Raw genomic sequence first — 20,947 nt, 5'->3', positions numbered from 1 at the left:
CTTCAACCACATCATCGTCAGCCGCAACAGCCAGCTTTACGATCTGGTCGGGCGGGACGGAAACTCCGTCGCCGGACGTATTCAGGCCGCTTTCTAAAATATTGTCTGAAAAGAAATATTCATAAAAAACGGGAAAAGCTTTTGGGTGTTGCCTTTTTTAAAGAGGCAACACCTTTCGAAGTTTTTTGAAAAGGCTTCACCAAAAACTTTCTTATGATTTCTGTCTGTTTTTTTTTGGATATAATATTTAATGTGGCCATGTAAAATGGTCCCATGACGTAAGTATATTTCCGTCTGTTAAAAAACAGGTGGGAGTATTGTCATGATACGTCCGTATGATACCTTGGATGGACTGGCATTACGTAGCATGGGAAGAGCGTTTCCTATAACTGCGGATGCACCATCGGGCCGGGCTACATTCTTTCACCTGCCGCGCCGTGGCATTTTTGGTCCCGCTGACGACCCGGATTCCGGGGGCGTGTCACACAGGGGCAGCCTGTTGCACAGTCCCTCATGTCCGCTATGTTGCGCGGCTTGGGAGCGACCAACCGGCTACGGAATGCCCGATCCGGGTGGTTTAAGTCCCATCGCCGGAAAAACTGTCGTCAGTAACAGGCGTTTACTGCAGCCATTCCTGCTCGTCATCAAGATCATGCAGCAGGGCTTGCGTCAGAGCCTGATGGGATTGGATCAGTTTCACATTGTCCCGGTTAAGCGCAGGTGCATCCTTTCTGGATCGGGGTATTTCCTGCATCCGCGCGGCGGTCATTTCAAAGGTGGTCAGCGCCATGACAAAATCCTGCGCTGACATGTTGTACTGCTGAAGGATGGGCTGAAGTTCCGGCATCGCCTGCGTGCGGCGGATGGTTGTCGCCAGCGTCATGTTCTGGGTCTGGGTCGGGGCCGTGATATGGGCGCGCCTGATCTGGCGGACCATGGGGAGCATGCGGGCAAAGAAATCCGTAGGCAGCCTGTATTGCGCCACGGTCTGTATATCGTGCTGGAGTGCTTCGTGCACGGCGCGCTGGATTTCCGCCTTCTGTTCGGCGGTCGGCCCATGCTGTTCGGCCTGCTGGGCGGCAGCAGGGGCAACCGGCAGGCTGGCCGCCACAAGGATAAGGGCCGTAACCAGAAGGGGCAGGCGCGGGGAATAGGCAATCATGATCGGTCGTTCCATTCGCCCCGGGCGACGGGGGCACAAATATCATCATGGCTGATAGCATCCATGCTGATTTTGCGGGACCTGATCGTCCAGTCAATACGGAAGAAACCGGGGATAATACGGATCGGTTTTTCGGATCATCATTCAACGTGGCGGCGCATATCCCGGCGCTCACGTCAGGCCATAAGGCCCCGTTCCGAAAGGTGGTGTCCGCGGCGGGATTCGAACCCACGGCCCCAGGATTCATACCACTTCGACTTTCGCCGCCGCCATGAAGCCATGGCGTTCGTGGTCTGGACTGTCCCTTCACCATGGGCCGCGAACGGCCTGCAGGTGCTGCCCATCCAGTCTCTACACCTTGCCGGGTGAACCGGCCTTGGCTCGGGATTGGCACGGTATGAAACCAGAGCGTTCCCCGAATTTGAGCAGATCCGTCACGTGGTTTCCCGTCGTGACGCCCAATTGAAAACCAGGAATCCTGTGCTCTATCCGGCTGAGCTACGCGGACACACACAGGCGTTTTCTAACCGAGAGCACGCACCCCGGCAAGGTGTTTCAGGGCAGGGTGGGCATATTTCGCACTTACCGCCGCCTGCGGTCCTGCTGCGCCTGCGCGCACAGGCGGGCGACATGGCGCAGGCACAATACGATATCGGGGCTGCCGGTCTGTTTGCAGGCCAGTTCCAGCGCCTGCGTTTCCTCTGCCGCGCGCAGCAGGGCGGCAGCGGACCAGTGCCCCAGCGCCTGCGTGAAACTGTCCGTGCGCTTGAAAAATACGGGCGGGCGCAACTGGCGCATGGCATCAGCCCGGCTCATGCCGCCATCGACGGCAATCCGCGCGCGGCGCAGGCGATGGATGTGCGACAGCAACGCGCGCGCAAGGGCGATGGGACTGCTGCCATCGGTAGTCAGTGCCCGTTCGGCTGCCGCGTCCGCCGCCTTGCGATCTCCCGCCATGGCCGCAAAGGCCGCGTCTTCCAGCGAGACCCCGGCGGCATCACCCACGCAGGCGCGCACGTCCTCAAGCCCCAGCCTGCCCCCCGCGCCCGCGAACAGAGCCAGCTTTTCCACCTCGCTGCGGGTCGCCGCGCGGTCTGGTCCGGCGCGTTCAACCATCCATCCCAGCGCATCGGGGTCGATGCCGACATTCTGTGCTGACAGCATCTGCCGGATCGCGCCCTCAAGTGCGCGACCTTCCTCCGGGTAACAGCCGATGACGCCGCACAGTCTGTCCTTTTCCGCAAAGGCGCGGAGCCTGGCGCGCGCGGGCAGTCCCGCTGCCTCCACGATGATCAGCGTATCGGATGGCTGCGCCAGACTGCGCTGAAGCGGGGCAAGCAACCCATCACCCGCGTCACGCACCCAGATCACGCGACGGCCACCAACCAGCGAAAGGGCGGTGACTTCCTCCTCCAGCCGGTCATGCTCGTCACGTCCCAGCACGGCAACGCGGAAGGGATCGTTCAGGTCGGGGCAGATCGCCCGGGCGGCGGTCGTGGCGCGTTCGCGGATCAGGCCCGCATCATCCCCATGCAGGATGATGGCCCGCAGCGCGCCCGGCGCCTGCAGGGTTGCACTGGTGGCGCGGGCGTCGATCTTCACTGGTTTTCGTTGCCCCCGATACTGATGCCCGATGTGTCATTATCATTATCATCGGACCCGGCATGGCTGCGGGCAGGCGTTGTATCCGTCGTCGTGCCGGACCCGGTGGACACGTCCATATCTTCGTTATTCTGTTCGTTAAGCTGTGCGTCGGTCCGGCCTGTCGCCAGCGCGGGCAGGCCATCGGCGCCCGGTGCCTGGGCGGGCATCTGGTTGTTTGGATTGACGATGGCGTTGGGGTCGGTATAGCGCGGCTGGTTCCTGCCCGCGACCGACCCGTTGACGGCTGGCTTGGCATGTGTGCGGAACCACACGCTGACCTGCTGTGTAATCTGGTCCGCCATGTTCTTCGCAACACGGGTGCGGACGTTTTCCAGATTCAGCGTCAGGGCGAAATACTGTTCGTAATTGTTGTTGACGCCATCCACCACCGAGGCATCGCCGCTGGCCAGAAGCTGCGGGTCCTCCGCAATGGTGTAAAGCTGCCAGTGGGCGAAGGCTGTGGTGCGGGTGCGGCCACTGGTGTTGTCGGCATGGATGTCGACGGCCTCGTTCATGAGGTAGGTGCCGATGTGCAGCGAGTACCGGGTGGGGTTTTCAGGCCCGTCGCCCGACATGTCCTGCTGCAGGAACTGGCGTAGCTGCTGGCCGTAGCGTTCCTTGATCAGCGGCACGTAAACCTGCTTCAGTTCCGCCAGCACGTTCCCCACGGTCGGCTTGCCATCCGCGCCCAGATGGGTGCCCGTCGTCTTGTACATCGGGGAAAAGCCGCAGCCTGCCAGCGTAAGCAGCGTGCAGATCAGGCCGGTGTAACGGACGACGGGATGGGCCATGTCTATTTCGCAACCACGAAGTTGACGATACGGCCGGGCACGTGGATGCGCTTTACGATCCGCGCACCTTCCAGCAGGCGCGCGACATTCGGTTCCGCCTGCGCCAGCGCAATCACTTCGTCCGCGGGCATGTCCGGCGGGACGGCGATCGTGCCACGCAGCTTGCCCATGATCTGCACCGCGATGGTCAGTTCACTGGCCTTGAGCAGTTCGGGAATGGCGGTCGGCCATGTCCGCTCCACCACCGGCTTACCCGCCGGTTCCAGCAGCGCCATCATGGCTTCCGCCTGATGCGGAACCATGGGGGCTATCAGAAGGGAGATGACACTTGCGGCTTCGCGCCGGGCAAACGCCATGCCGTCTTCGCCCGCCGTCTTTTCCGCATCGGCCAGGGCGGAGGTCAGTTCATGCAGGCGGGCCACGGCCACGTTGGCGCTGAAGGCTTCCAGCGCGTCCGTTACCGCAACGATGGTGCGGTGCGTGGTCCGGCGCAGGCTGTCCGCCGCGCGGGACAGCGTATCGGGGCAGGTGGTGTCGGCGGATGTCTGTTCCGCCACGGTGCGGACCACGCGGAACAGACGCTGCAGGAAGCGCGCGGCAGCCGCGACACCGGCTTCCGTCCATTCCATATCGCGTTCCGGCGGGCTGTCAGACAGCACGAACCACCGTGCCGTATCGGCGCCGAAGCGTTCGATGATGGCGACAGGGGCAACCGTGTTGCGCTTGGACTTGGACATCTTTTCCACGCGGCCGATAGTGACCGGTGCGCCGGTGTCGCGGCGGACGGCGGTATCCCCCCGGCGCTCGACTTCATCGGGATAGAGCCAGTTGCCTGCGGCGTCACGATAGCTTTCGTGATTGACCATCCCCTGCGTGAACAGGCCGGCAAAGGGTTCATCCACATGCAGGTGCCCGGTCTCGTGCATGGCGCGGGTGAAGAAGCGCGCATACAGCAGGTGCAGGATCGCGTGTTCGATGCCGCCGATATACTGGTCCACCGGCAGCCAGCCATCCGCCGCGGCCGGTACGGTCGGGGTGGCGGCATGCGGGGCGGTGAAGCGGGCGAAATACCACGAACTGTCGACAAACGTGTCGCAGGTGTCGGTTTCACGCAGTGCGGGCCTGCCACAGGACGGGCAGGCCACATGCTTCCATGTCGGGTGGTGTTCCAGCGGGTTGCCGGGACGGTCGAAGGTCACGTCCTCGGGCAGGGTGACGGGAAGCTGGTCGTCGGGCACGGGCTGCGCGCCGCAGTCGGTGCAGTGGATGACCGGGATGGGGCAGCCCCAGTAGCGCTGGCGCGAAATGCCCCAGTCGCGCAGCCGCCAGTTGACGACACCCTGACCGATCCCCATGCCTTCCAGCCGGGAAATGGCTTCCTTTTTGGCCGCATCCGTGTCCAGCCCGTCCAGAAAGCCGGAATTGAACAGGGTGCCCTGTCCTTCATACGGTTTGTCCGTCGTGGTGAAGGTGGCCGCTTCCTCGCCGGGCGGCAGGATGACCGTGGCGAAGGGAAGGTTGTATTTGCGGGCGAAATCGAAATCGCGCTGGTCGCCGCAGGGGCAGCCGAATACGGCGCCCGTGCCGTAATCCATCAGCACGAAATTCGCGATCCATACCGGAAAGGACTGATCGGGCAGGAAGGGGTGTGCTACGCGCAGGCCAGTGTCAAAACCACGCTTTTCCGCCGTCTCGATCGCTTCTTCCGATGTGCCCAGCCGGTGGCATTCGGCAATGAATTCCTGTGCGCCCGGATTGTTGGCCGCAACCTTGGCCGCGAGCGGATGGTCGGCGGCAATGGCCAGGAAGGACATGCCGAACAGCGTATCGGGACGGGTGGTGAACACTTCGACCGAATCAAGGTCGGTGTCGAAACCTGCCGGGGGTTCATGCAGCCCGAAGCGGACTTTCGCCCCTTCCGATCGGCCGATCCAGCGTTCCTGCATGGTCCGCACCCGTTCGGGCCAGCGGGACAGGGTGGACAGGCCATCCAGCAGTTGCGGGGCGAACTGGGTGATCTTCAGGAACCACTGCGAAAGCTTCTTCTGTTCGATCAGCGCGCCCGAACGCCAGCCGCGCCCGTCCACCACCTGTTCGTTGGCCAGAACGGTATTGTCCACCGGGTCCCAGTTGACCCAGCTTTCGCGGCGTTCAACCAGCCCGCCACGCAGCATGTCGATGAACAGCTTCTGCTGCTTGCCATAGTATTCCGGCAGGCAGGTCGCGATTTCGCGGTCCCAGTTGAAGGAAAAGCCCAGCCGCTTGAGCGTGGCGCGCATGGCGGCGATGTTGTCCATCGTCCACTTGCCCGGATGCACGCCACGTTCGCGCGCCGCGTTTTCGGCGGGCAGGCCAAAGGCGTCCCAGCCCATCGGGTGCAGTACGCTGAAGCCGCGCGCGCGCTTGTAACGCGCCACCACATCACCCAGCGTGTAGTTGCGCACATGCCCCATGTGAAGCTGGCCCGACGGGTAGGGGAACATCTCCAGCACATAATATTTGGGCCGGTCGGCGGGGGGCACGTCGGGAACATCGAAGATGCCCGATGACGCCCAGCGTTCCTGCCACTGCGGCTCTGCCGTGTGGAAATCGTAGGCGGGGGCGGTGCTGTCCGGTGGGGTGCTGGTTTCAGTCATCTTCTTCTGGTTCGGTATGCGGTGGCAGGCGACGGGGCCTGCGGGAAAGGGCGCGGGCGGCCCGGTGGGCTACCCGGCGGGAAAAAGGAAGTGGCGGCGCCAGAGGATCAGTGCTGTCCGCTATCGGTGCGGAGCTGGCGCGCGCGGGTCAGGATGCGGGCGGTGATGTCGGATACGGTATTGGCCGCAACGGGGGTATCGACCCACTGGCTGTTTTCATAAACCTGACGGAAAACCGATACCCGCAGCGCATCCGAACGCAGGCTGCGCGACAGGATGAAGCAGGTGATCTTGAAGCGTTCGTCCTTGGTCGCAGGCGGGGTGTACCAGTCCGTCAGGATCACGCCCGCCACCGCATCGGCTGACGAGAACGGCATGAAGGACAGCGTATCCAGCGCCCCGCGCCACAGGAAGGCGTTGACCCCGTCATTCTCCAGCGGGGTGGAGCCGCCATTGGCGCCGCGATCTTCCTTCAGCAGGCGATTCTGCGGTATGGCCAGCCCGCTTTTGTCATGTTGCGGTGCGCTGCCGCAGCCCGCCAGCACGGCGGTCGCCAGAAGGGCGGGCAGGGCCGCGCGGGGTAGCATGCGGCGGCCCGCATGCGTGGCGGAGGGGGCGGGATAGGACGGGCGAAGGGTCATGATGCCTCTGTGGACGCCGGGGATGGCCCCCGCATGTGGTAATCCGGCCATGCGCCTGCCCCGCTGGCGATACCGGGCGGGATGCGTTCTGGCCTGTCGCATTGTCTGTTCTTCATATCCTGCCCCGCCTGTCCCGCCAAGTCGCATGGCCATTTTACCTTGCGTTGCGTGACAACCGGGGCATTAAGGCGCAAAAATAAGGGGATTTTTCAACAGTAACGGGACAGGATGAAACATTCAGCCAGATGGCGTGCAGCCATGCTGTGCGCGGTGAGCCTGCTGGGGGCCGGAACCCCAATGTTAGCCCATGCAGGTGTAGGAAATGGTCAGGGCGCCGTGCATGCCGCGGAGATGGCCGCGCGCATGCAGCCTGCCGAACAGCAGGCGGTGGTGCAGGCGCGTCCGACGGGTGCGGGCGGCAGCGGGCTGCTGGCATGGCCCGGCGTGCCCCGTCTGGGTCTGCCCGTCCTGCGCATGCCGGATTTTTCCGCACCCATGCAGTCGGGTGCGGGCAATGCCAGCCCGATGCTGCCGTGGCTGGCCCTGGCCGCGACATGGGACCCTGATCTTGCACATCGCGCGGGAACGGCACGGGCACGGGCTGAATGGCAGCATGGCCGTGCGGTCGTGCGCGTGGGCGGGGTGGACCTGCTGCCCTCAGGCCGGCTTCAGGCTGGTGAGGATGAAGTCCTGTCCGGCACGATGGCGGGGGTGATCGGCGCGGGCCTGCTGGCGGGGCATGTGCTGCCGGTATTCGGTTCGGTCGTGGCGGAGGAACAGGCACGTGCCGATGGCACCGTGCCCGCGCGCGCGCAGCCTGTTCCCGCCGCCCGGCTTGCGTCCCATAGCCTGCTGGGGGTGGCCATGGCGCTGGAGATCGCCCATGGCGGGGCCATATTATGCGGTGGCATGGCCCCATGCCCGACCGTGACCGATCTGGGCGCCATGGTGCATGACGCATGGCGCTTCCCCGGCATGGTCATCGCCCCGCCCGGTGGGGCAGGCCGTTCCATGAAGGAAGATGACGCGGACCCCGCAATTGCCGCCGTCGCGGCCGGGGTCGATATGGAACAGGTCGCGGCCGGTGAAGACGGGCATGATGTGTTCGGCGCAGTCCTGCGGCAGGCGGTGCAGGCCGGTAATATAAAGTCCGCGCAGGTACAGGCCATGGCGACCCATATTCTGGCGTCCTTTTACATGGCGGGCAGCCTTGACCATCCCCCGCCATTCGCCAGCACGCGCAATGCGTCAACGCCGCCGGGGACTAACGATACGCTGGTGAGCGATGTGGAGATGGAGGGTGCCGTCCTGCTCCAGAACGAGAACCGGGTCCTGCCTTTCGATCCGGCCCTTGGCCCGGTGCTGCTGCTGACACGTAATGCCATGCGTCCTGCCGGTGATCTGCTGGCGGCGGCCCTGCGTCATGCGGGACTGACTGTTACCACCGCCACCGTGCCCGATGGCCCGGGTGCATCCCCGCCGCCCGCCGCGACACAGGCCGCGCGGATACTGATGCTGACCGGCAGTAATGACGATAACAGGCTGATTACCACACTGGCCGATCTTGGCGGTCATGTCGCGGTGGTCCTGACTGCCGATGACCCGGACCGGCAGATGCCATGGCTGGATATGGTGGACAGCGTGGTGCAGGCCTGGGCATGGCGCGATGAATATGCCCAGGCCCTTGCCGCCCTTCTGTCTGGACAGCAGGATTTTTCCGGTCATCTGCCCGTAACCCTGACCGGCGGGTTCTACCCGCCGGGCATGGCTGATGCGGATTACCGGGCCTTCGCATCTGCGCATATCGTGCCGCTGTTTCCCTTCGGCTATGGCCTGTCCACGCGTAGTCACCTCACGCTGGGCGATCTGCATGTAACCCGTGAGGGCAATCATCTGCTCGCCAGCTTTTCCCTGACCAACCCCGGGGACGGGCCGGTAAGGGCGACGCCGCAGCTTTATGCGGAAATGCCGCCTGACATGGCCGGTGCGTCGCGGCGGCTTGCGGGGTGGCGCAGTATCATGGTTGCGCCGGGGCATACGGTGCGGCTGGGCGTGCCCGTCAGCCTGCGACTACTCGGGCAATGGGAGCAGGGGAGCGGGAACTGGAATGTGGCGGCGGGGGACTACACGCTTTCGCTCGGCTTCTCATCCGTCATGCTGCTGCGCCATGTCACCCTTCACCTGCCCGCGCTGCATGTGCCGGGCGCGCTGGAAAACGCGCCCCTGCCGGGTGTTGCGGCGGAATAAGGCTATGGGCCGCCCTACTGTCCCGGCCTGATGACGGAACAGGGCAGCCCCTGATTTTTAAGCGTGGCGCATGCCGATACCGCCGCCACCTGTGACAGACCGGCCAGACGGGCGCGATAGATCACGCCAGCCGGCCTGTTGACCGGTATGACCATGCTGCGCGCGCCCTGTAGCTGCGCAAAATCGCCCTGCCGCGCCATGGTGGTGGCGAAGCGGGCCTGTCCCTCCGCCGAGAAGGCGCCGACCTGCACCATCCATGTCCCGTAATCCACGCCCGTGCTGGTCGCGGGCGGTGCGGCGGCGCGGGTGTCGGTGCGGCAGTTGGCCGTGCCGGGCTGGTACGCAAGATTTGCGTCCTGCACACAGGCGGTGCGGTGCTGCACGGGGGCGGGCGGGTTAAGTGTTGCGTACTGGATATAGGTATGGTCCGGCTGGACCGTGTTGCCCCTGCCCAGCGGGGGCGGGTTGGCGCTTACCGGCTGCGACGGCGCGCCGTAGACCGCCAGCGGGCCACTCAGGGCGACCTGCGTGCCAAGGTTGGGTGTGATGATCCGCAGGTAGCGCACCGTCTGGCTTGGCAGCGGACGGCCGTTTTCCAGATAGTCGTTCAGTCGTTCCGTGCCCGCGTTATAGGCCGCAAGGAACCCCGGCGCGCCATACAGGCCGTAAAGGATGCGGATATAGGCCGTTCCCGCCAGAATGTTGTTGTGCGGGTCATACGGGTCGGAGCCAAGGTGATTGCGGCGCTGCATGTCGGCATAGGTGGGCGGCATGAGCTGCATGAGGCCGATTGCCCCGCTGGCCGAACGGGTCAGGTGGCCATCGATATATTCATGGCCTCCCGATTCCTTCTGGATAACGGCGCGTATCCATTCCGGCGGCACCGAAAAGCGGTTCGACGCATCATTGATATAGGGCTGCCACGGGTCTGATGGGGGACCGGGGGGGCGGTAGGCGGCCTTGCCTTCGTAATAGTTGCCGTAGCGCGAACCGCCGGAACTGGCGCACCCGGCAAGGCCGAGCCCCGCCATGCCCAGCAGCAGCAGGCGTGTCAGGCCGCGCAGTGTCGGGGCAGGAAGCAAGGCAGGTCGTGGTGGCGCGATCAGATCAGACACAGTTCAGCCAGTTCGTTGCGTAAGGCTTCGGGCAGCACGTCGCCGGTATGGCCATTGGCGGTCAGGTCGGGTGGCGCGTCCTCGGGGCGGAGGTAACGCCAGCCCTGGAACGGACGCATGGCGCGGGGCGAGACCGGGATGATTTCGGGGTCCATCACCACCAGCGCGCAGGATGCGCCATCATCGCGCGTGTCGGGACGGATTGCGGTAATGCGCTGCCGACACAGGATACGGCCCGCGATCACGCGGTAGATGGACCCGCCATCGACAATTTCCGCCGCCCTTCGTGGATACATGCGGGTGCGGAACCACGGCATGCCCGTGGCATCCGTGCCGTCAAGGTCATCGACCGGCGGTGTCTGGTGGGACTGGCGGCGGGCCAGATCCTCGATCGACTGGATACCAACCGCCAGTTTGACCATGTGCAGCATGCGATGCGCTTCCCCGTCCTTACTGTGCGTGGGCGGGCAGGTCCGTCTGCGCCTGACGGAGGAACATTTCCCGGAACCGGTCGCTGTCCACCGTGCGCACGATATGGACCGGACGCATGGGGCTGTCATGCGGGGCCAGTGCGTCCGGCACGACAAAGGCATGGCCGTAATGCGGGCCACGGCTGGTGTCGATATCCATGCGCGCATCCACAGCGGAGGTGATCAGCGTGGGATCGGTCGCGATGGCGGTGGTCAGTTCATCCCACAGGGGCAGCGGGTCGTAGTAACGGCCGATATAGGCGGTAAGCGGTGTCTTTTTGCTGGTGATCCGGTCCAGATATGCGCGCGACAGCATGAGATCGTTCGAAACGCTGCCGACACCCGTAATCGCTTTCCATGGCGCGGTCAGCGTGATGTGCGCGGCTTCGGGGTCGAAGATCATATTGAAATCGGAAGCAAAGTCCGCATTGCCGGTAATGGACATCATGCTCGTATCCAGCATGCCGCCCATGAAAATAAGCTGCTTCGCCGTGGCGGCGAAAGTCGGGTCCTGGCGTATGGCAAGCGCCAGATTGGTCAGCGGACCCGCGGCAATGATGGTCACTTCATGCGGGTGGGCATGCACCTGTTCGATCAGGAACTGCGCCGCACTCTGCGCCACGGGGGCAAGATGCGGCGCTCCTTCCTTCATGGCGGGAATGGCGGGCTGCACGTCAGGCGCCTTGTCTATGGAACCAAGGCCACCCCATGCGCCTTTCCACGGTATGGCGCCGAACTGCTGTTCATGCACCCGCATCGCCGCGCGCGTGTTGACCAGCGGGTAGACCGCGCCATCGGCCACCGGCACATCGGTCCGGCCCACGATTTCCAGCAGGCGGCGCAGATGGGCGGATTCCGCGTTTTCCCATCCATCGCCCGATACGACCGTAAAGCCCAGCACGCGCACATGCGGGTTGAACAGGAGCGGAATGGTGGAAAGCTGGTCCGACCCACCGGGGCCAAGGAAATCATTATCCTCGATCACCAGTTCGGGCCCGTCGGATGCGGGCGCGGGAGCCGCGAAAGCGGTGGAGGCCATAAGGGTCAGGGCTGCGGCGCAGGTAGCCAGCCGGGCGGGAAGCGACAGGATGGAAGAAAGCACGCGGTGAACTCCTTGCCGTGGATGCGCATCCGCCATCGTATTGCCTAAATTCCTAAAGCACCAGCGCGGCAAGCAGGCTTTCCAGCCGCAGGCGGCCCGCAGCCGTCGCGCGCAGTATGCCGGTGGCCTGATCATGGACCAGATATTCTTCCCCGATTGCTGCGTGCAGTATGTCGGGATCGGTTGCGTCGGGCACGGTCATGCCGGTACGGCGGCGAAAACGCGTGGTGGAAATGCCTTCGGCCAGCCGCAGGCCCATAAGCAGCATTTCCCGCGCGCGGTCGCGGTTATCCAGCCGTTCCTCGGGGTGGGCACCGGTACCGGTGCGCTCCACCCGTTCGGCCCATGGTTCGGGCGCGCGGTGGCGGCGCGTGGCGAAGGTCGCGCCATTGCGCGTCAGCCGCCCGTGCGCGCCGGGGCCGATGCCCAGATAGTCGCCATAACGCCAGTATGTAAGGTTATGGCGGCTTTCAGCCCCCGGACGGGCGTAGTTCGAGATTTCGTAGCCCCGCAGCCCGTGCGTCGCCGCAACGTCCGCCGTCAGTTCATACAGGGCCGCGGCGTCATCATCATCGGGCAGGTGGAACCGGCCCTGACGGAACAGGCTTTCAAAACGGGTGCCGGGTTCGATCGTCAACTGGTACAGCGACAGGTGATCCGACACCAGCGCCAGTGCTGCATCCAGTTCCCGCCGCCATGCCCGCGCATCCTGCCCCGGGCGGGCATAGATCAGGTCGAAGGAAATGCGGCTGAACAGGGCGCGCGCGGTTTCCAGCGCCGCGATGGCCTGTGGCGCATCGTGTTCACGGCCCAGAAAGCGCAGGGCTTCGGGTTCAAGGCTCTGGATACCCATGGAAATGCGGTTGACCCCCGCATCGCGGAAGGCGCGCAGCAGCCCGGTTTCCACGCTGGTCGGATTGGCTTCGAGCGTGATTTCCACGTCGTCCGTCATGCCGAACAGCGTGCGTGTATCCTCGATCAGTCCGGCGACCGTCTCCGGCGCCATGAGGGATGGCGTGCCCCCGCCGAAGAAGATGGAACTGACCACCGGGCGTTCCGCCCGTTCCCCCATCCGGCCTGCTTCATGCGCCAGTTCGCGCCGCAGGGCATTGCCAAAGCGTGCGCGCGGGATTTCCGCGCGCACATGGCTGTTGAAATCACAGTAGGGACATTTGGACAGGCAGAACGGCCAGTGCACATAAAGCGCCAGCGGTTCTTCCCTGCCCATCGGGCCATCCATGCGGATCAGATCCCCAGCCGCACGCCCAGTTCGACCACCCGGTCCGGCGGGATGCGGAAGAATTCCGTGGCCGGCGTCGCATTGCGCGCCATGAACAGGAACAGCGACATGCGCCAGCGCGAAAGCTTGGGCACGGACGAACGCACCAGCAGTTCCCGGCTGGTGAAATACGATGCCTGCAACGCGTCGAAATCAAGGCCGTTGGCCTTCAGGTCTTCCAGCGCGCGGGGCAGGTTTGGCATTTCCATGAAGCCGTAACGCAGGATGATCCGGTAAATATCGGGTGCAAGTTCCTGCAGCGCGACACGGTGGCCATGATCGGCTTCGGGCTGGTCCAGTGTCTGCACGGTCACGAACAGCACATGGTCATGCAGCACTTTGTTGTGCTTGAGGTTGTGCAGCAGGCACGCAGGCACGAAATCGGGGTTGCCGGTCATGTAGACGGCCGTGCCCGGAACGCGGATGATGCGTGACTGCGGCAGGCGCGCAAGGAACGAGTTCATCGGCATGCTGTCCTGCTTCTGCCGGTTCATGATGAGCTGGCGACCTTTTTTCCATGTCGTCATCATGAGTGTCAGGACAATGCCCAGCAGGACAGGCACCCAGCCACCCTGCGGGATCTTGAGCGCATTGGACGCGAAGAACGTCGTATCAAGCAGGAAGAAGCCGCCAAAGGTCGCAATCGCGGCAGGCCGCGACCAGTGGTACAGCCTGCGGAACACCACCATCGCCAGCACGCAGGTACACATGAACGTGCCCGTTACCGCAATGCCGTAGGCGGAGGCCAGGGCTTCCGAACTGCGGAAGCTCAGCACCAGCAGCAGCGCGCCGACCATCAGGAAGCGGTTGAATTCCGGCAGGTAGATCTGGCCCTCTTCCTCCGCATTGGTGTGGGTGACGCGCATGCGCGGCAGGTAGCCAAGCTGGATGATCTGGCGGCATAGGGAGAAGCCGCCCGAAATTCCCGCCTGGCTGGCGATGACCGTGGCCATGGTGGACAGGATGATCATCGGCACCTGCAGCCAGTGCGGACCGAGCAGGAAGAACGGATTGGCCAGTGCCTCGGGGCTGGTGATGATCAGCGCGCCCTGACCCAGATAGTTCAGCGCAAGGCACGGCAGCACGCAGAACAGCCACGCATAGCGGATGGGCTGGCGGCCGAAATGCCCCATATCGGCATAAAGCGCTTCCGCACCCGTGACAGACAGCACGACGGAGCCAAGCGCGATGAACGAAAGCCAGCCGTGATAGACGATGAACTGCACCGCATAGGTGGGCGATATGGCCAGCAGAACCGTGGGGTGATGCAGGATCTGGAGCGCACCCAGTATGCCCAGCAGGCTGAACCATACCAGCATGATCGGCCCGAATATGGCCCCTACCTTGCCCGTGCCGTAGCTCTGCACGGAAAACAGCCCGACCAGCACCAGCAGCGCGATGGGAATGACAAGGTCGTGGGCGGCGGGAAAGCTGACTTCCAGCCCTTCCACCGCGGACAGGACCGAAATGGCGGGGGTAATCATGCCATCGCCAAAGAACAGGCAGGCCCCCGCGATTCCGACCATGCCAAGGCCGATGCGCAGCCGGTTGCTGGGGGCCACGCGTTGCGCCAGCGACATGAGGGATATGATCCCGCCCTCACCATTATGGTCGGCGCGCATGATCAGGATGACGTATTTTACCGTCACGATCAGGAACAGCGACCAGATGATAAGGCTGAGGACGCCCAGCACTTCCCACGGTTCGATCTTATGGTGCTGCGATACGACCATGATGGTCGAACGCAGGGCGTAAATCGGGCTTGTGCCGATATCGCCGAACACCACCCCCAGCACCCCCAGCAGCGCGGCGAAGCCTACCGGGTTGGCGGCGTGTTCGTGCTGGTCGGCACCGTATTCGGTAATCTTGGACGGCGCGGGGTTCTTGTCCGCGGCGGCGGCGGTGTGGCCACCGCCATCCGGCGTCGTTGATGATCCGGGGGCAGAAGGCCCCGTGGGTTGCGTCATGTCGTGACGGCTCCGCGGCAATAAAGACAGAAAACCGGCATCAGATCGCGACCGGATAATCCCGCATTACCGTCTCGACCCATGCACAGCAAGGGCCGTATCTACGCAGGTGCTATTCACATCGTTAACAGGGGTGGGCTGGCCGCGTCCCGAAAATGGCGCTGCCCACCCGTACCAGCGTGGCGCCACAGGCAATCGCCTGCTCGAAATCGGCTGACATGCCCATGGACACGACCGGCAGGCCGTGGCGCGTTGCCATGTCGGCCAGCAGGCGGAAATGGGGTGTCGGGTCCTGATCGTGCGGGGGGATGCACATAAGCCCCCGCACCGACGGGCCGAAGCGGGTCAGGCTGTCTTCAATGAACCTGTCGGCGTCTTCCAGCCTTATGCCGGATTTCTGGGTTTCGTCGCCCGTATTGACCTGTACCAGCAGGCCCGGCAGCCTGCCCGCCTTATCCGCGCCGCGCGCGATCGCATCAGACAGGGAAGGCCGGTCGAGGCTTTCGATCATGTCCGCGATCCGTACGGCTTCCGCCGCCTTGTTGGTCTGCAGGCCGCCGATGATGTGCAGCCGCAGGTCGGGCCAGCGGGCGCGCAGGTCCGGAAATTTCGCGGCCGCTTCCTGCACGCGGTTTTCACCGAACAGGCGCTGTCCGGCCTCAAGGGCCGCGATGACGCTGGACTGCGGATGGAACTTGGAAACGGCGACCAGATCCACGCTGGAAGGGTCACGGCCAGCGGCGCGCGCGCTGGCCGCGATACGGGTGCGGATGCCCGACAGGGCATCTGCTATGGATGCGGATGTTGACATGGCTCTAGGCTTGGCCTGAATACCTCCCCGGTCAAGTCCCCGGTCCGGCCGTCCATGCGCCACCGTTCTCAGGTCAGGATTACATGAAGTCTCCCTCGTCCCCCGCCTCCCGCCCCACTGGCCGCCGTCCTGCCTCGGGCCGCCCCGACCGGCGGGGGGGCAAGGTCGCCCCGGACCCGACGCGCGATATCGCCTTTGATATTGTCGAAGGCGTGATCGCCCACCGGCGCATGCTCGACACATCGCTGGAACATTCTGTCGCCGCCCGCACGGCGGAACCGCGCGACCGCGCCGCCGCCCACCGTCTGGCCGCGACCGTGCTGCGCCATATGGGCACGGCGAACGAAATTCTGGCCCCCTTCCTCAAGCGTGAACCGCCCGAACCGGTGCGCGTGGTCCTGCTGATCGGGGTAACGCAGCTCCTGTTCCTCGATACGCCGCCGCATGCTGCTGTCGCCACGTCCGTCGCCCTTGCGCGCAGGCGGGGGCTGGTGCCTTTCGCCGGGCTGGTGAACGCGGTGCTGCGCCGCGTATCCGCCGGTGGGGCGGAAGCGCTTGAGGGACTGGACCAGCCACGGCTGGATGTGCCCGCATGGCTGTGGCAGTCGTGGGGCAGGATGGCGCGCCCCATTGCCAGCACGCTGGGTCATGAACCCCCGCTTGATCTGACCATCCGTCCCGGCAGCGAAGCGCCACCGGGTGGCGAGGTCCTGCCCAATGGCAGCGTGCGGTTTCCGGCGGGCGCGGTGAAGGTTGCCGAACTGCCGGGCTTTGCCGAAGGGACTTTCTGGGTGCAGGACATGGCGGCGACCCTGCCCGCGCGCCTGCTTGCCGCCAGACCGGGCGAACGGGTCGCCGATCTGTGCGCGGCCCCCGGCGGCAAGACCGCCCAGCTTGCCTGCGCCGGGGCGGAGGTCTTCGCCATCGAACGTGAGGGACGCCGCCTTGAGCGCCTGCGCGCGAATCTGGCCCGGCTGGGGCTGGATGACGTGCATGTGGTCCATGCGGATGCGGCTGAATGGCGGCCCGATGCGCCGCTGGACGCCATTTTGCTGGATGCACCCTGTTCGGCGACCGGCACCATCCGCCGCCATCCCGATGCAATGTGGATCAAGCGCCCGCGCGACATCGCCACCATGACGCAGGGGCAGGACCGCCTGCTGGCCGCTGCCCGCGACATGCTGCGCCCCGGCGGGCGGCTGGTCTATGCCGTGTGCTCCCTCCAGCCCGAGGAAGGTGAACAGCGCGCCGCCGCGGCAGCCGCCATGGGGCTGGTTCCCGATCCCTTTACGGAGGAGGAACTGGCCTTCCTGCCGCAGGCCCGCACGCCCGAAGGCTGGCTGCGCACCCATCCGGGCATGCTGGGGGAACGCGGCGGGATGGACGGCTTCTTCGCCGCGCGCTTCCGCCGTGCCTGATGCGAGGGGGAGGGGCCTGCGATGAAAGCTTGGCGTCAGTCATGGGTTTCTGTTAAAAAACAGGCATGGCTGCTCTTAAAACTCCCCTCATCGCACCCAGCGTCCTGTCCGCTGATTTTTCCCGCATGGCGGACGAAGTCGCCGCTGTTGAAAAAGCGGGGGCGGACTGGCTGCATCTGGATGTAATGGACGGGCATTTCGTGCCGAACCTGTCCATGGGGCCGCAACTGATCAAGGCGCTGCGCTCCGGATCGAAGCTGCCTTTTGACGTGCATCTGATGATCGCGCCGGTCGATCCGTATATCGAAGCCTTCGCCAGGGCGGGCGCTGACCATATCCACCTGCATGTCGAAGCGGGGCCGCACACGCACCGCTCCCTCCAGCATGTGCGTGACCATGGGGTGAAGCCCGGCGTGGCCATCTGTCCCGCCACCCCGCCCGAAGCGGTGGGGGAAGTGCTGGATCTGGTGGACATGATCCTTGTGATGACGGTCAACCCCGGCTTCGGTGGCCAGAAATTCCTGACCAGCCAGCTACGCAAGATCGAAACCCTGCGCCGCATGGCCGATGCGACGGGCCGTGACATCCGCATCGGCGTGGATGGTGGCATCACGGCCCAGACCGCGCCGCTGGCGGTGGCGGCGGGCGCCGATGTGCTGATCGCGGGCACCTCGGTCTACGGGCAGGATGATTACGCCGCCGCGATAAAGGGCCTGCGTGGCGGAGCGCACAGCCCGGCGTGAGGACATGCCACGCGACGATGCTCCGCGGGGGTAGGTAGGCGATGACGTTGAAGCGTATGACGCGTGGCGCGCGCCTGTCGCTTGCGCGGCTGCCCCTGTTCGGTGGCGGCAGGAACCTGCCTGCGGCCCCTGTTCACAGCATGCGCGACCTGTGGCCGGGCGATCCGGTGGCGGGCGCACAGCTTACGCGCGGCAGCCTGACATGGGCGGGCTATACCCATCCCATCGGGCCGGGGCTGTGGGATTCACCACAGTTCGAACCTGCTTTCCGTGAGGGGCTGCTGGGGTTCCGCTGGCTGCGCGACCTGCGCGCGGTGGGCACGGATGCCGCGCGGCTGAAGGCGCGCGCGCTGGTGGATGACTGGCTGCATCATCCCTCCCAGGATCCTGTTGCGCTGGAATGTGGCGTGATTGGCGCGCGGGTGGCGGCGTGGCTGGGGCATTATGATTTCTTTGCCGCTTCCGCCAGTGATTCCTTCCGTCAGCGGCTGATGGCCCGCCTGCTGGTGGAAGGGCGCACCATCGCAGCCATCATGCCGCCCGAACGGCATGGCTGGCAGTCCCTGACCGCCCTTAAGGGATTGCTGGCGGTTGCCGTGGCCATGCCTGAATATACCGGCTTCCTGACCCGCTACCGCCGCTATATCGATGCGGAGGTGGAAAGCCAGATCCTGCCCGATGGCTGGCATATCGAACGTAGTCCGGAAGTGCAGTTGCGCGCGCTGCGGGAACTGGCGGAAATGCGGGCCATGATGCAGGCCGCGCGCCATGCGCTGCCGCATTCCGTGGCCCTTGCGCTGGACCGGATGAGCCCGGTGCTGCGCGCCATGCGCCATGGGGACGGCGGGCTTGCCCTGTTCAATGGCAGCCATGAACGCACAAATGCACTGATTGAAATGGTGCTGTCACAGGCCACGCGGACGCGGGTCGTGGCCCACACCATGCCCGATGGCGGTTTCGTGCGCATGCAGGCGGCCCGTTCGCTGCTGCTGGTCGATGCCGGGATTCCTGCCCCGCCGGGTTACGACCACAATGCCCATGCCGGAACGCTGTCGTTCGAGTTTTCGTGCGCGCGCCAGCGCCTGATCGTCAATTGCGGGGGCGGCGTGCTGCCCGCGTGGAAGGACGCCCTGCGGCAGACGGCAGCCCATTCCGTTGTGGTGGTGGAGGACATGTCATCTTCCGAATTCGCACCCGATGGCACGGTGGCGCGCAGGCCCCCGCATGTCGGCGTGGAACATGTGGTGGCGGAAGGCGCGCACTGGCTGGACCTGTCGCATGATGGCTATCATGCTTCCGCCGGGGCCACGTATTATCGCAGGCTCTATCTCGGTGCGGATGGTGAGGTCCTGCGCGGGGAAGAAACGGTGGAAGGCGAGCGTGAAGTTGCCTTCGTGCTGCGGCTGCACCTGCATCCGTCCGTAACCGCCGTGGATGCGCGTGACGGTTCCATCCTGCTGGGCGCGGGGGAGCAGCACTGGCGCTTCCGTGCGGCGGGCGGCACGGTCGGGATTGAGGAAAGCGTGTATTGCGGCGGGCAGAACCCGCGCGCTTCCCTGCAACTGGTGGTGCGGGTCGATCCCGCCGCCAGGAAGGCGCGGGAGGAAGCGGAGGCCGAAGCAGAAGCCGATACCGCGCCCCCGGCACAGGATGATGATATGGATATGCCCGATGCCAGCAGGCCGGGCATGGTGCGGCAGGTGGTGCGCTGGGCGCTCCAGCGTGAAAAAATCCTGCTGCTGGCATGAAGATCCTTGAAGTCACGAATGTTGACTTCTCCCTGCGGCAGTTTCTCTTTCCCCTGATGGTGGCGCTGCGGCGCGAAGGGCATGACGTGGCTGGCGTGTGCGCCGACGGGCCGCTTGTAAACAGCGTGCGGGCACAGGGGCTGCGGGTGGTGCCCGTGCCCATGTCCCGCACTTTCTCGCCTGTGGCGCAATGGCGGGCATGGCTGGCGCTGGTGCGGCTGATCCGGGCTGAAAAACCCGACATGGTGCATGCCCACATGCCCATCAGCGGCCTGCTGGCGCGTTTTGCCGCATGGTGGTGCGGTGTGCCGCGCGTGGCCTATACCGGTCATGGTTTCCTGTTCAACCAGCCCGGCCCATGGCCGCGCAGGGCGCTGGCGCTGGCGCTGGAATGGCTCGCCGGACGGGTGAGCGACATCTACATGACCGTATCGGAAGCGGATGCCCGGCAGGCCCGGCGGCTTGGTATCCACCCCGCTGCAACCGCCACGGGCAACGGGCGCGATCCGGCCCTGTTCCGCCCTGATCCCGACCGCCGTGCCATGCTGCGTCACCAGTTTGGTGTAAGGGAAGGGCAGGTTGTCATCCTCGCCGTTTCAAGGCTGGTGCGGGGGAAAGGATACCCGGAACTGCTGGCGGCCATGACGGATCTGCCGGATAACGCGGTACTGTGGATTGTGGGGGAACGCCTGCCCAGCGACAGGGGGCCGGATATGACACCCCTTCTGGCGCAGGCCCGGTCAAGGCTGGGTACGCGGCTTGTCTGTCTGGGGTATCGTGATGACGTGGCGACCATCATGGCGGCGGCTGATATTTTTGTGCTGCCCAGCCATTTTGAAGGTCTGCCGATGAGCGTGATCGAGGCAATGCTATGTGGCCTGCCGGTGGTGGCCAGCGATATTTCCGGCCCGCGTGAACTGGTGATCCCCGGTGAAACCGGCACGCTCGTGCCCCCGGCCAATGTGCCGCTTCTGGCCACGGCGCTGCGCCAGATGGTGGAAGACGGGGCAATACGCCAGCGCATGGGGCAGGCGGGCAGGGCGCGCGCCCTGACCCGTTATACCGAAGCGGCTGTCATGGCCCGTACGCTGGTCCTGCTGGGCGCGGCCTGAACCGCAGCCTTCGCCCCATAAAGAAGGCTTTGGTGAAGCTTTTTGCAAAAAGCTTCGGCAG

General features: G+C 64.7%; 16 protein-coding genes. 5 read left to right on the top strand and 11 right to left on the bottom strand.

The genetic code is table 11. The features are described 5' to 3' along the window. Positions 1-619: 619 nt before the first annotated feature. From CFR79_RS03825 to CFR79_RS03800, 5 genes are all read right to left on the bottom strand, one after another. The gene (locus CFR79_RS03825; RefSeq protein WP_110546993.1) at positions 620-1,162 is read right to left on the bottom strand and encodes a hypothetical protein; all 543 of its coding nucleotides are present in this window, start codon (positions 1,160-1,162) and stop codon (positions 620-622) included. A gap of 582 nt (positions 1,163-1,744) precedes the next feature. Continuing rightward, the gene (holA, locus tag CFR79_RS03815; RefSeq protein ID WP_110546974.1) at positions 1,745-2,764 is read right to left on the bottom strand and encodes a DNA polymerase III subunit delta; all 1,020 of its coding nucleotides are present in this window, start codon (positions 2,762-2,764) and stop codon (positions 1,745-1,747) included. Next, entirely contained in the window at positions 2,761-3,597 is an 837-nt protein-coding gene (locus tag CFR79_RS03810) for an LPS assembly lipoprotein LptE (RefSeq protein WP_110546973.1), read from the bottom strand. Before CFR79_RS03810 ends, holA begins: the two co-directional genes overlap by 4 nt. A gap of 2 nt (positions 3,598-3,599) precedes the next feature. Next, positions 3,600-6,233: a leucine--tRNA ligase gene (leuS, locus tag CFR79_RS03805; protein ID WP_110546972.1), complete on the bottom strand. Its 2,634-nt coding sequence runs from the start codon at positions 6,231-6,233 to the stop codon at positions 3,600-3,602. A gap of 107 nt (positions 6,234-6,340) precedes the next feature. Then, the gene (locus CFR79_RS03800) at positions 6,341-6,874 is read right to left on the bottom strand and encodes a DUF3576 domain-containing protein (RefSeq protein ID WP_110546971.1); all 534 of its coding nucleotides are present in this window, start codon (positions 6,872-6,874) and stop codon (positions 6,341-6,343) included. 297 nt (positions 6,875-7,171) lie between these two features. On the opposite strand from CFR79_RS03800, the gene CFR79_RS03795 reads away from it, so the two are divergent. Continuing rightward, positions 7,172-9,121 carry a glycoside hydrolase family 3 protein gene (locus tag CFR79_RS03795; protein WP_258373411.1) on the top strand — a complete coding sequence of 650 codons (1,950 nt, stop codon included), beginning with the start codon at positions 7,172-7,174 and terminating at the stop codon, positions 9,119-9,121. Positions 9,122-9,135: 14 nt separating this feature from the next. Here CFR79_RS03795 and CFR79_RS03790 read toward each other — a convergent pair whose 3' ends face one another. The 6 genes from CFR79_RS03790 to CFR79_RS03765 all read right to left on the bottom strand — a co-directional run bounded on the left by CFR79_RS03790 (position 9,136) and on the right by CFR79_RS03765 (position 15,865). Further along, positions 9,136-10,176: a transglycosylase SLT domain-containing protein gene (locus CFR79_RS03790; protein ID WP_102324861.1), complete on the bottom strand. Its 1,041-nt coding sequence runs from the start codon at positions 10,174-10,176 to the stop codon at positions 9,136-9,138. A gap of 47 nt (positions 10,177-10,223) precedes the next feature. Then, on the bottom strand, positions 10,224-10,667 hold the full coding sequence (locus CFR79_RS03785) for a DUF1489 family protein (protein ID WP_110546969.1): 444 nt from the start codon (positions 10,665-10,667) through the stop codon (positions 10,224-10,226). A gap of 19 nt (positions 10,668-10,686) precedes the next feature. After that, positions 10,687-11,808: a nucleoside hydrolase gene (locus CFR79_RS03780; RefSeq protein ID WP_408884557.1), complete on the bottom strand. Its 1,122-nt coding sequence runs from the start codon at positions 11,806-11,808 to the stop codon at positions 10,687-10,689. 52 nt (positions 11,809-11,860) lie between these two features. Further along, the gene (hemW, locus tag CFR79_RS03775; RefSeq protein WP_181417345.1) at positions 11,861-13,048 is read right to left on the bottom strand and encodes a radical SAM family heme chaperone HemW; all 1,188 of its coding nucleotides are present in this window, start codon (positions 13,046-13,048) and stop codon (positions 11,861-11,863) included. Between the two features lie 5 nt (positions 13,049-13,053). After that, positions 13,054-15,054: a potassium transporter Kup gene (locus CFR79_RS03770; RefSeq protein ID WP_102324754.1), complete on the bottom strand. Its 2,001-nt coding sequence runs from the start codon at positions 15,052-15,054 to the stop codon at positions 13,054-13,056. Between the two features lie 124 nt (positions 15,055-15,178). Beyond that, complete coding sequence (locus CFR79_RS03765; RefSeq protein ID WP_110546966.1) at positions 15,179-15,865, bottom strand: YggS family pyridoxal phosphate-dependent enzyme; 687 nt, start codon at positions 15,863-15,865, stop codon at positions 15,179-15,181. Between the two features lie 83 nt (positions 15,866-15,948). On the opposite strand from CFR79_RS03765, the gene CFR79_RS03760 reads away from it, so the two are divergent. The 4 genes from CFR79_RS03760 (at position 15,949) to CFR79_RS03745 (ending at position 20,886) form a co-directional block, all read left to right on the top strand. After that, positions 15,949-17,283, top strand: coding sequence for an RsmB/NOP family class I SAM-dependent RNA methyltransferase (locus CFR79_RS03760; protein WP_110546965.1), 1,335 nt, complete (start codon positions 15,949-15,951; stop codon positions 17,281-17,283). 65 nt (positions 17,284-17,348) lie between these two features. After that, the gene (gene rpe / locus CFR79_RS03755) at positions 17,349-18,026 is read left to right on the top strand and encodes a ribulose-phosphate 3-epimerase (protein ID WP_110546964.1); all 678 of its coding nucleotides are present in this window, start codon (positions 17,349-17,351) and stop codon (positions 18,024-18,026) included. Positions 18,027-18,067: 41 nt separating this feature from the next. Continuing rightward, positions 18,068-19,774: a heparinase II/III family protein gene (locus CFR79_RS03750; RefSeq protein ID WP_110546963.1), complete on the top strand. Its 1,707-nt coding sequence runs from the start codon at positions 18,068-18,070 to the stop codon at positions 19,772-19,774. Beyond that, positions 19,771-20,886 (top strand): glycosyltransferase family 4 protein, encoded by a 1,116-nt coding sequence (locus CFR79_RS03745; RefSeq protein ID WP_110546962.1) that lies wholly within the window; start codon positions 19,771-19,773, stop codon positions 20,884-20,886. Before CFR79_RS03750 ends, CFR79_RS03745 begins: the two co-directional genes overlap by 4 nt. Positions 20,887-20,947 lie beyond the last annotated feature (61 nt).

The sequence above is a fragment of the Komagataeibacter saccharivorans genome (assembly GCF_003207825.1).
Taxonomy (GTDB): Bacteria; Pseudomonadota; Alphaproteobacteria; order Acetobacterales; family Acetobacteraceae; genus Komagataeibacter; species Komagataeibacter saccharivorans.
The sequence above is the reverse complement of the archived record's forward strand: the minus strand, read 5'-3'. Positions and strand labels throughout refer to the sequence as shown.